Consider the following 10,899-nt stretch of genomic DNA (forward strand, 5'->3'; position numbering starts at 1 on the left):
GGGGGGTTTTTTTATGCCCGGCGCTACCAACCTGTCACCACCGCGGAACGTCAAGGAAGACGATCAGATGAGCAGAGAGATCACCGGAGCGCAGTCGCTCGTGCTTTCCCTCGAGGCGGTCGGGGCCGACGTGGTCTTCGGCATCCCCGGCGGCGCGATCCTGCCGGCCTACGACCCGCTGTACGACGCCGAACGCCTCCGCCACATCCTGGTCCGCCACGAGCAGGGCGCCGGGCACGCCGCAGAGGGTTACGCCCAGGCGACCGGACGGGTCGGCGTGTGCATCGCGACGTCCGGGCCGGGCGCGACGAATCTGGTCACGCCGATCGCGGACGCCTACATGGACTCGGTACCCATGGTGGCGATCACCGGCCAGGTGCCGAGCGCGGCGATCGGGACGGACGCCTTCCAGGAAGCCGACATCTGCGGCATCACGCTGCCGATCACGAAGCACAACTTCCTCGTCCACTGCGCCGACGACATCCCCCGCACGATCGCCGAGGCTTTCCACCTCGCCGCGACCGGACGTCCCGGGCCGGTCCTGGTCGACCTGCCCAAGGACATCCTGCAGTCGGCGACGGCGGTGCTGCCGGGTGACATCTGGCCGCCCACGCTGGAGCTGCCCGGCTACCGACCGGTCACCCGGCCGCATGCCAAGCAGGTCCGGGAGGCGGCGAAGCTCATCAGCGCCGCCCGCCGCCCAGTCCTGTACGTCGGCGGTGGCGTGCTCAAGGCGCGGGCCGCCCTCGAGCTGCGCACGCTCGCCGAGCTCACCGGCATCCCGGTGGTGACGACGCTGATGGCGCGCGGCGCGTTCCCCGACTCCCATCGCCAGCATCTGGGCATGCCGGGCATGCACGGGTCGGTCGCCGCGGTCACCGCGCTACAGAAGTCAGATCTTCTGATCACCCTGGGCGCCCGTTTTGATGACCGGGTGACCGGGAAGCTCGCCTCCTTCGCGCCGAAGGCCGCGGTCATCCATGCAGATATCGATCCGGCCGAAATCGGGAAGAACCGGGTCGCGGACGTGCCGATCGTCGGCGACTGCCGGGAAGTGATCATCGATCTCATCGCCGCGTTGCAGGCGGAGACGCGGCCGGACCTCACCGGTTGGTGGCGCCAGCTCGACGGCTGGCGCCGGACCTACCCGTTGGGTTATGACCGACCGGCGGACGGCTCGATCGCTCCCCAGTACGCCATCGAACGGATCGGGAAGATCGCCGGTCCGGAGGCGCTGTATGTCGCCGGGGTCGGCCAGCATCAGATGTGGGCGGCGCAGTTCATCTCCTACGAGCACCCGTACACCTGGCTGAACTCCGGTGGCCTGGGCACCATGGGCTACGCCGTGCCCGCGGCGATGGGCGCCAAGGTCGGTCGGCCGGACGCCATAGTGTGGGCGATCGACGGCGACGGCTGCTTCCAGATGACAAACCAGGAGTTGGCGACCTGCGCGCTGGAAGGCATCCCGATCAAGGTTGCGATCATCAACAACGGAGCGCTGGGAATGGTCCGCCAATGGCAGACCCTCTTCTACGACAAGCGTTACTCCAACACTGAACTGGGCACGCATCCCGACGCTTCCAACCGACGCTCGCGCCGGGTGCCGGACTTCGTGCGCCTGGCCGAGGCGCTCGGTTGCGTGGGCATGCGGTGTGAGTCGCCGGACGAGGTCGACGCCACGATCGAGAAGGCCATGGCCATCGACGACGCGCCGGTCGTGGTTGATTTCATCGTCCACCAGGATGCGATGGTGTGGCCGATGGTCGCCGCCGGCGCGAGCAATGACGAGATCAGGGTCGCTCGCGACATCGCCCCCGACTTCGACTACGAAGAGCTCTGAGGATCTGAGGAGAGGTCTGGTCAAGGTGACCACGCATACACTGTCGGTGCTGGTGGAGAACAAGCCCGGCGTCCTCGCCCGCGTTGCGGGGCTGTTCTCCCGGCGCGGTTTCAACATCGAGTCACTCGCGGTCGGACCGACCGAGCACGATGACGTCTCCCGCATGACGATTGTCGTGGCCGTCGACGAGCTGCCGCTCGAACAGGTCACCAAGCAGCTCAACAAGTTGGTCAACGTCATCAAGATCGTTGAGATGGACCCAGCGGCGTCGGTGCGGCGGGAGCTGGTTCTGATCAAGGTGCGGGCCGACATGTCGGTCCGTTCCCAGGTCCTGGAAACCGTCACGCTGTTCCGTGCGAAGGTGGTCGACGTCGCGCCCGACGCGGTAACGGTGGAGGCCACCGGTACCCGTGACAAGCTCGACGCTCTCATCCGGATGCTCGAACCGTTCGGTATCAGGGAGCTGGTCCAGTCCGGCATGGTCGCCCTCGGTCGAGGCTCCCGGTCGATCACCGATCGCAGTCTGCGCGCTCTCGAGCGCACCGCGTAGCTCGCCGTCTTCTCTCCGTGCCCTTCCCTGCCTTCGTTACCTTTCCCGGCTTCCCTACTCCTCCCGCCTTTCCCACCTTTCCCGCCTTTCCCGCCTTTTCGACGGACAGAAAGAAAAGAGTTGCCCACGATGGCCGAGATCTATTACGACGCCGACGCGTCGCTCGACAACATCAGCAATCGGAAGGTCGCCGTCATCGGGTACGGCAGCCAGGGCCATGCGCACGCCCTCAACCTGCGCGACAGCGGTGTCGACGTCCGGGTCGGTCTGCCTGAGACCAGCCGTAGCCGGGCGAAGGCCGCCGAGCAGGGCCTGCGGGTGCTCACGCCGGCGCAGGCGTCCGCCGAAGCGGATGTGATCATGTTGCTCGCGCCCGACACGGCCCACCGCAAGATCTATGCGGAATCCATCGCCCCCAACCTCTCGCCGGGCAAGGCCCTCGCGTTCGGGCATGGTTTCAACATCCGGTACGGCCTGATCGAGCCGCCGGCCGGGGTGGACGTTTTCATGGTCGCCCCGAAAGGCCCCGGGCACCTGGTCCGGCGGACCTTCACCGAGGGTAAGGGTGTTCCGGTGCTGGTCGCGGTGGAGGCTGACGCGTCCCACAGCGCCCTCCCGCTCGCACTGGCATACGCCAAGGCGATCGGCGGCACCCGCGCTGGCGCGCTGCGCACGACCTTCACCGAGGAGACCGAGACCGACCTCTTCGGCGAGCAGGCGGTCCTGTGCGGGGGCGCGAGCGCGCTGGTGCAGGCTGGTTTCGAAACGCTGGTCGAAGCCGGATATCAGCCCGAGGTGGCCTACTTCGAGTGTCTGCACGAGCTGAAGCTGATCGTCGACCTCATGTACGAGGGCGGCATCAGCCAGATGCGGTACTCGATTTCCGACACGGCCGAATACGGCGACGTCACCCGCGGTCCGCGGGTGGTGACCCCGGCGGTAAAGGACGAAATGCGCCGCATCCTCGGTGAAATCCGCGACGGGACGTTCGCCCGTGAGTGGATTGCCGAGGACGACGCGGGACGCCCGCAATTCACCAAGCTTGTCGAGGAGGGCAAGGGCCACCCGATCGAGCAGGTGGGCGCCCGGCTCCGTCCGTTGATGTCCTGGATCGCGACACCCACCGACTGACGGGTACCGACCCGCACCGACCGGTGGGGCCTGCACGCGCGGCGACCCCACCGGTCGGTAGGATGACCGCGCCCGCCGGTACGCCGCGCCGGCGGCCGCAGTCCCCGGAGCATTCAAGGAGCCCTACCGTGCCCGTCGTTCTGGTTGCCGAGGAGCTGTCACCAGCCGGGCTGGAGCTGCTGTCCAGCGAGTTCGAGGTTCGTCACGTCGACGGGGCCGACCGGGCCGCGCTCCTGGACGCGGTAGGCACCGTTGACGCGCTGATCGTGCGCAGCGCGACCAAGGTGGACGCGGAGGTGCTGGCGGCGGCCGGGTCGCTCAAGGTCGTCGCCCGCGCCGGGATCGGGCTGGACAACGTCGATGTCGCGACCGCGACGACCCGCGGTGTCATGGTCGTCAACGCTCCGCTGTCGAACATCGTCAGTGCCGCTGAGCACGCTGTTGCGCTGTTGGTGGCGGTGGCCCGCCGGATTCCCGCGGCGAGCGCGGCGCTGCGCGCCGGTGAGTGGAAGCGGTCGAAGTACGTCGGGGTCGAGCTCGCGGACAAGACCGCGGGTGTGGTCGGGCTCGGCCGGATCGGGGTGCTGGTTGCGCAGCGGCTGTCGGCGTTCGGCATGCACATCGTCGCCTACGACCCCTACGTCTCGGTGGCCCGCGCCGCTCAGATGGGCGTGCGCCTGGTCGAGCTCGACGAGTTGCTGCGCACCAGCGACGTCATCACGATCCACCTGCCCAAGACCCCGGAGACGCTCGGCCTCATCGGCAGGGACGAGCTTGAGCGCGTCAAGCCGGGTGTGATCATTGTCAACGACGCCCGCGGCGGGCTCATCGACGAGTCGGCGCTGGCCGACGCCATCCGCGACGGTCGGGTCGGCGGCGCAGGTATCGACGTGTTCGCCACTGAGCCGACCACATCCTCGCCTCTGTTCGACCTCGACAACGTTGTGGTCACTCCGCACCTGGGGGCCTCCACCCAGGAGGCTCAGGACAAGGCCGGCCTCGCGGTCGCCCGGTCGGTGCGCCTGGCCCTCAACGGCGAGTTCGTGCCGGACGCGGTGAACGTGCAGGCAGGCGGGGTGGTGGCTGAGGATGTGCGCCCCGGACTGCCGCTCGCGGAGAAGCTCGGGCAGCTGTTCACCGGCATCGCCGGGGGGCTTGCCGCCGCGATCACCGTCGAGGTCCGCGGTGAGATCGCCGCCTACGACGTGTCGGTCTTGGCGCTCGCCGCCCTCAAGGGGGTGTTCACCGACGTCATCGAGGAGCCGGTCACCTACGTCAACGCGCCGCTGCTGGCCAAGGAGCGGGGGGTCGCCGTCCAGCTTGAGACGTCCGAGGACAGCCCTGACTATCGCAATCTGGTGACGGTGCGCGGGGTGCTGGCGGACGGCACGCCCGTGTCGGTCAGTGGCACGCTCACCGGCCCCCGCCAGGTCGAGAAGGTCACCGCGATCGACGAGTTCGAGGTGGACCTCCGCCCCCAGGCGCACCTGGCGTTCTTCCGCTACTCCGACCGGCCGGGCGTGGTCGGAGCGGTCGGCGCGCTGTTGGGTGAAGCGCAGATCAACATCGCGAGCGCGCAGGTCAGCCGGCGCAAGGCCGGCGGTGAGGCTCTCATGTCGCTCTCCCTCGACGACGCGGTCCCGCACGACATCCTGGTTGAGATCGCAAAGATCATCGGAGCGTCCGCGGCGCGTGCGGTCAGTCTCGGCGACGAGTAGACGAGTAGTAGACGGCCGGTTATTGTTCGACCTCGGGCCGAAGGTAAGGCGCCCGGCCGTACCGTCGGACGTACAACCTCGGTCGTGACGCCAGTCGTTCGTCCGATCGCATGTCGCAATCCGGGGTGGTGACCTGTTCCCGGGTTCAGCGGCCGTGGTGTGGAAACCGGCGTCACGGGTTTACCGTGAATGCTATGGCTCGGGACGGTTATCAGGATCCGTTCGAGGGGTTGCGCCTCGACGACAGCTTTGTGCGCGGGGCGCGCTTCATCGAGCCGTCTGCCGACGAGCGTGCGGTTACACATGGTGAGGTCCGGCCGGGCCATTGCCGGGTGCAGCCCGCCCATCGTGGCGTCCCCGGTGCCTTCTATCGCTGGATGTGGGCGCCGTATTCGCCGCGTGGCCGCCGGGCCACCAGGTTTGTGGCACTTGTGACGCTGTTGGCCGGGGTGGCCGGGCTCGGGCTGTTCCTGCTCCGCCACGGTGGCCCACGCACGGCGGCGGTCTCGGCGCCGGCGCCGTCCGCCGGCATTCCGGCCCGGGCACAGGACCGCGCCACGGTCGACGGCCCCGACGCGAGCCTGGCGACGACTCCGGCGACGAGCCCGGCCGGCCCGGTGCCCGGTGGTGGCCAGCGGTTCGGGGTCGACGCGGCCCTGCTGGCCGCTTTGCGCGAGGGCGACTGTCTACTCTGGACCCCCGACCCGGCTCGTGCCGTCGTACCGATACGGGTGTCATGCGACCAGTCGCATGTCGACCAGGTCACCCGGGTCATCAATCTCACCGGCCCATTCCCCGTGTGGCCCACCTGGCCGGGTTCGGATGGCCTGGCGACCGCGACCCTGACCAACTGCCCGGACGCCGCGCGGAACCTTCTCGGCAGCACCGGGATGGCCACGGACATGAAGATCGCATCGATCTATCCGGAGGAGGCGGAATGGCTGGCCGGCGCGCACGGCCTTGTCTGTACGATCCGGCCGGACGATCTGCGGCCGCGGGTGGGTCCAGTACGAGCCGTGGGCACGTCTGCCTGAGGTGTAGCTGCCTGAGGTGCAGCTGCCTGCGGGTCTGAGCGTGATTCCGCTGCGGATGCCTGCGTCGAGGGAGTAGGATCAGCGCGCCATGTATGCGCGTCTGCTCCTTAGCTGCCGCGGCGGGGCCTGAGACAGGTCGGCTTCCTCGCCGCGGAGTTCGGTGTGCGCCGGCCACCGCAGGCTTTTCTTCCGGAAGCAGGAGCAGCAGCGCAGTGACTACCTCTCAGCAGTCTTCGGGCATGCCCATCGACAAGTACCGGCCGTTCCCACCGGTGGATCTGGCCGACCGCACCTGGCCCGCCCGCACGATCACCCACGCACCCCGGTGGTGCAGCGTGGACCTGCGAGACGGCAACCAGGCACTGATCGACCCGATGACGCCCGCGCGCAAGATGCAGATGTTCACGCTGCTGGTCCAGATGGGCTACAAGGAGATCGAGGTCGGCTTCCCCGCCGCGAGCCAGACGGACTTCGACTTCATCCGTCAGCTGGTCGAGGGCGGTCACATCCCCCCTGACGTCACCATCCAGGTACTGACCCAGGCCCGTGAGGAACTGATCGAGCGGACGATCACGTCGCTGATCGGGGCACCCCGGGTCCTGGTGCATCTGTACAACTCGACCTCGACGCTGCAACGGCGCGTCGTGTTCGGGCTCGATCGCGAGGGCGTCACCGACATCGCCGTTCAGGGCGCGCAGTGGTGTGCCCGTTACGCGGACAAACTCCTGGGCGCAAGCGACGTCCGCTGGCAGTACAGCCCGGAGTCGTTCACCGGAACAGAGCTGGAGTACGCCCTTGAGGTGTGCGAGGCGGTCATGGACGTCTGGCAGCCGACGCCGGACCGGCCGGTGGTGCTGAACCTGCCCGCGACGGTCGAGATGTCCACGCCCAACGTCTACGCCGACCAGATCGAGTGGATGGCGCGCAACCTGACCCGCCGGGACCAGGTCGTGCTGTCCCTGCATCCGCACAACGATCGTGGCTGTGCCGTGGCCGCCGCGGAGCTCGGGGTCATGGCCGGCGCCGACCGGATCGAGGGGTGTCTGTTCGGCAACGGCGAACGCACCGGCAACGTCTGCCTGGTGACGCTCGGGTTGAACCTGTTCTCCCAGGGAATCGACCCCGAAATCGACTTCCGTGACATCGACGAGATCCGCCGCAGCGTCGAGTACTGCAACCAGATTCCGGTGCATCCCCGGCACCCCTACGGCGGTGACCTCGTCTACACCGCATTCTCCGGTTCGCATCAGGACGCCATCAAGAAGGGCTTCGAGGCGATGGGCCGGACCGGGCAGCGGCGCTGGGAGGTGCCCTACCTGCCCATCGACCCGATGGACGTGGGTCGGTCATACGAGGCTGTCATCCGGGTGAACAGCCAGTCGGGTAAGGGTGGCGTCGCCTATCTGCTGAAGGCCGAGCATTCGCTGGACCTGCCGCGCCGGCTGCAGATCGAGTTCTCCCAGGTCGTCCAGCGCCACACCGACGGCGCCGGTGGCGAGGTCACCGGCAGTCAGCTGTGGGAGATCTTCTCACGCGAGTACTTCCTCGCCGGTGACGCCGCGGACGTCGGTGACGCCGGTGACGCCCCGTTGGAGCTGCTGGGTTCCCGGACCACCGCGGCGCACGGTGAACGCGACGAGGTGAACGTCTCGGTGCGCATCCACGGCGGTGAAGAGGTCATCAGCGGTGCCGGCAACGGTCCGATCGACGCGTTCGTGACCGCTCTCGCCGAACGGGACATCCGGGTTCGGGTGCTGGATTACCACGAGCACGCCCTGGGCTCGGGTGCCGACGCCCGCGCAGCCGCCTATCTGGAGGTGGCTGTCGGGGATGCGGCTGCGGGGGAGAGGGTGTACTGGGGCGTCGGGATCGACCCCAACATCGTCACAGCCTCGCTGCGGGCGGTGGTGAGCGCGGTCAACCGGGCCGCGCGGGTCCGGCGCATCGTCACCGGACCCTGAACGGCACGTCTGCGGATTCGGGCTGCGATGTCTGCGTGGGCGCCTGCGTGGGCGCCTGCGTGGGTTGCCGCGGAATCAGACCCGCCGCCGTCCGCGGGTCCGGATACGGCCCGGCCAGCTCGGCGAGGCGCAGGAGCAGGCGCTCGACCCGGACCAGGCCGACGGGGCGCCCCATCTCGGTGACGACGACAACCGGGTCGAAGCGGTGGTCCGGCGTGCGGTTCATCGCGCGGCGGGCCACATCGGCGACATGTTCGTCGGGCCGGGCGCACATGCTGGCCGCGACACCCGGGGTGAGCGCGGTGCCGGTGCGCCAGTCGTTGCAGCTGCCGCCACCAGCACCCGCCCGGGCTGCGCCGGTTCGGGGCCGGGACGCCACGTCGAGCCGGCGGGTTGCCGCTGTTGGAACACCGCGGGTTGCCGCCGCGGCGACAGTGCGGCGCTGGTCAGGTCCGTAGGGGATGCGGGGTACCGGTACCTGCTCGAGCAGGCTGCCCACGCCGTCGCCGCGCGCAGTGCGCTGGGCGAGCAGCCGGATGCGGCGGGATATCGCTGGGTCGAGGCGCTGCCAGGTCGCCGCCGGCCGGCCGAGATGCCATCCCTGCCCGAACGGGACGCCGAGCCCCACGAGCATCGCCAGCTCCTCGTCACCTTCGACTCCCTCGGCGATCACCCAGGCGTCGAGCCGGCTGGCGAAGACGTTGACGAGCTCGGTCAACGTCCGCCTGACCTGGTCGACGTTGGCGCGGGCGACGAGATCCCGATCGAGTTTGACCAGCTCGGGGCGGATCCGCGCGAGCTGACGCAGGCCCGCGTAGCCGGACCCGACGTCGTCCATGGCGATGAAACCGCCGCGGGCGCGCAACGCCTGGGTGGTGGCGATGATCTCGGGTGCCTGCTCGGTGCTGACCGCCTCGTTGAGCTCCATGACCAGCCCGCTCAGGTCGGCGTCGAGCCAGACCTCGGCAACGTCCGGGGTGGTCAGCAGATGCGGCATGACATTGACGGCGAGAAAACAGTTGGGTGGGAGCCGGTCGCGCGCCGCGAGCGCCTCCCGGAGAACCCTGGCCTCGAACCGTGCGGCGACCCCGGCCCGATCGGCGGCGGCGAACCACAGGTCGGGCGATGGCGCCGCGCTCGCTCCGAACCGCGCGAGCGCCTCGTAACCGGCGATGACACCGCGACGGAGGTCGACGATCGGCTGGAAGACGACCCGCGGCTGACCGGGATCGGCCAGGGCCCGGCGCAGCGCGTCGGACCAGCCGCCTGTGCTGTCGGTCGCCCTGTCGGTCGCCCTGTCGGTCGCCCTGTCGGTATCGGGGAGGCTCGTGGATGGGATTTCTTCGAGGATCATGCGCCGTTCACCCCTTTGTGTCGTCGCATGCCGTATCGGTTCGTCGGTGTGAGGTTCCTATCATCGTTACTCACGCAACGTACCGTCGTCTGACCGGTTGTGACATGTGATCGGTGGACTGTATGTGATGATCATGATTATGTCCGACGTGTCATCCTGCGTGTCGCGAAGTGTCTTCCCTGCTCAGGGGCACACTGCTCGGCAGTCGGGGGTCACCGCCGGGTCGGTGAGGAGCGGTGGGGTCCGGGCGGGCCCCGACCAGTGGCGGCGGGGGGTGACGATGCCGGTTCACGGTGCCGGTTTACAGTCGCGCCCATGAGGCTTGCGGTTATCGGCGGGGACGGCATCGGACCAGAGGTTGTCGCGGAGGGGCTGCGCGTTCTGCGCGTCGTCGAGCCCAAGGTGGAGACGACCGACTATGACCTGGGCGCGCGCCGCTGGCACGCCACCGGCGAGACCCTGCCCGATTCGGTGCTCGACGAACTGCGTGAGCACGACGCCATCCTGCTCGGGGCCGTCGGTGACCCCACTGTGCCCAGCGGTGTGCTGGAACGCGGGTTGCTCCTGCGGTTGCGTTTTGAGCTCGACCACTATGTGAACCTGCGCCCGGTGCGGCTCTACCCGGGTGTCACCACGCCGCTGGCCGGCGAGCCGGACATCGACATGGTGGTGGTGCGGGAGGGAACCGAGGGCCCGTATGTGGGTGCCGGCGGCACGCTGCGTCGTGGCACACCCTTCGAGGTGGCCACCGAGGAGAGCATCAACACCCGTTACGGTGTCGAACGCGTTGTTCGCGACGCGTTTCGCCGGGCCCAGGCCCGCCCCCGCCGGCGGCTGACGCTTGTCCACAAGACCAACGTCCTGACCAGGGCCGGCGACCTGTGGCTGCGTACGGTCGCCGATGTCGCCGGCGAGTTCGCCGACGTGGCGGTCGACTACCAGCATGTGGACGCCGCGTCGATGTTCTTCGTCACCGATCCGGGACGTTTCGACGTCGTGGTGACCGACAACATGTTCGGCGACATCCTCACCGACATCGGTGCCGCGATCACCGGTGGTATCGGGCTGGCGGCCAGCGGCAACCTCGACCCGTCCGGGGCGCATCCGAGCATGTTCGAACCGGTGCACGGCAGCGCTCCCGACATCGCCGGGCAGGGGATCGCGGACCCGACGGCCACCGTGATGTCCGTCGCGATGTTGCTGGAACACCTGGGCCGTGTCGACGACGCGGCCCGGGTCGAGGCCGCGGTCGCCGCGGCGCTGGCCGACCGGTCCCGGCGGGCCGCCGGTCACGCGGGCCCGGCGCCCACC

General features: G+C 68.9%; 8 protein-coding genes. 7 read left to right on the forward strand and 1 reads right to left on the reverse strand.

Translation table 11 applies throughout. The annotated features are described in order from the left end of the window. Window positions 1-13 precede the first annotated feature (13 nt). The 6 genes from U9983_RS10870 to leuA all read left to right on the forward strand — a co-directional run bounded on the left by U9983_RS10870 (window position 14) and on the right by leuA (window position 8,234). Entirely contained in the window at window positions 14-1,840 is a 1,827-nt protein-coding gene (locus U9983_RS10870; RefSeq protein ID WP_322753889.1) for an acetolactate synthase large subunit, read from the forward strand. Window positions 1,841-1,865: 25 nt separating this feature from the next. After that, window positions 1,866-2,390 (forward strand): acetolactate synthase small subunit, encoded by a 525-nt coding sequence (ilvN, locus tag U9983_RS10875; protein ID WP_322751297.1) that lies wholly within the window; start codon window positions 1,866-1,868, stop codon window positions 2,388-2,390. A gap of 129 nt (window positions 2,391-2,519) precedes the next feature. After that, complete coding sequence (gene ilvC / locus U9983_RS10880; protein WP_322751299.1) at window positions 2,520-3,521, forward strand: ketol-acid reductoisomerase; 1,002 nt, start codon at window positions 2,520-2,522, stop codon at window positions 3,519-3,521. Between the two features lie 128 nt (window positions 3,522-3,649). Further along, window positions 3,650-5,239 (forward strand): phosphoglycerate dehydrogenase, encoded by a 1,590-nt coding sequence (gene serA, locus U9983_RS10885; RefSeq protein ID WP_322753890.1) that lies wholly within the window; start codon window positions 3,650-3,652, stop codon window positions 5,237-5,239. Between the two features lie 194 nt (window positions 5,240-5,433). Continuing rightward, window positions 5,434-6,273: a septum formation family protein gene (locus U9983_RS10890; protein ID WP_322753891.1), complete on the forward strand. Its 840-nt coding sequence runs from the start codon at window positions 5,434-5,436 to the stop codon at window positions 6,271-6,273. A 239-nt stretch (window positions 6,274-6,512) separates the two neighbouring features. Continuing rightward, the gene (leuA, locus tag U9983_RS10895; RefSeq protein ID WP_322753892.1) at window positions 6,513-8,234 is read left to right on the forward strand and encodes a 2-isopropylmalate synthase; all 1,722 of its coding nucleotides are present in this window, start codon (window positions 6,513-6,515) and stop codon (window positions 8,232-8,234) included. Here the strand turns inward: leuA and U9983_RS10900 are convergent. Continuing rightward, window positions 8,221-9,588, reverse strand: a complete 1,368-nt coding sequence (locus tag U9983_RS10900; protein ID WP_322753893.1) for an EAL domain-containing protein — start codon at window positions 9,586-9,588, stop codon at window positions 8,221-8,223. The two genes, leuA and U9983_RS10900, sit on opposite strands and share 14 nt — an antisense overlap. Window positions 9,589-9,903: 315 nt before the next feature. Between U9983_RS10900 and U9983_RS10905 the strand changes: the two genes are divergently transcribed. Further along, on the forward strand, window positions 9,904-10,899 hold a 996-nt coding region (locus tag U9983_RS10905; RefSeq protein WP_322753894.1), incomplete at its 3' end, for a 3-isopropylmalate dehydrogenase.

This window comes from Protofrankia sp. Cas3 (assembly GCF_963555955.1).
GTDB lineage: Bacteria > Actinomycetota > Actinomycetes > Frankiales > Frankiaceae > Protofrankia.

What these genes read in the sequence shown, in the direction of transcription:
- U9983_RS10890 (WP_322753891.1), top strand. Translation starts at nt 5,434, where the DNA reads ATGGCTCGGGACGGTTATCAGGATCCGTTCGAGGGGTTGCGCCTCGAC.
- U9983_RS10900 (WP_322753893.1), bottom strand. Translation starts at nt 9,588, where the DNA reads ATGATCCTCGAAGAAATCCCATCCACGAGCCTCCCCGATACCGACAGG.
- ilvC (WP_322751299.1), top strand. Translation starts at nt 2,520, where the DNA reads ATGGCCGAGATCTATTACGACGCCGACGCGTCGCTCGACAACATCAGC.
- U9983_RS10870 (WP_322753889.1), top strand. Translation starts at nt 14, where the DNA reads ATGCCCGGCGCTACCAACCTGTCACCACCGCGGAACGTCAAGGAAGAC.
- leuA (WP_322753892.1), top strand. Translation starts at nt 6,513, where the DNA reads ATGCCCATCGACAAGTACCGGCCGTTCCCACCGGTGGATCTGGCCGAC.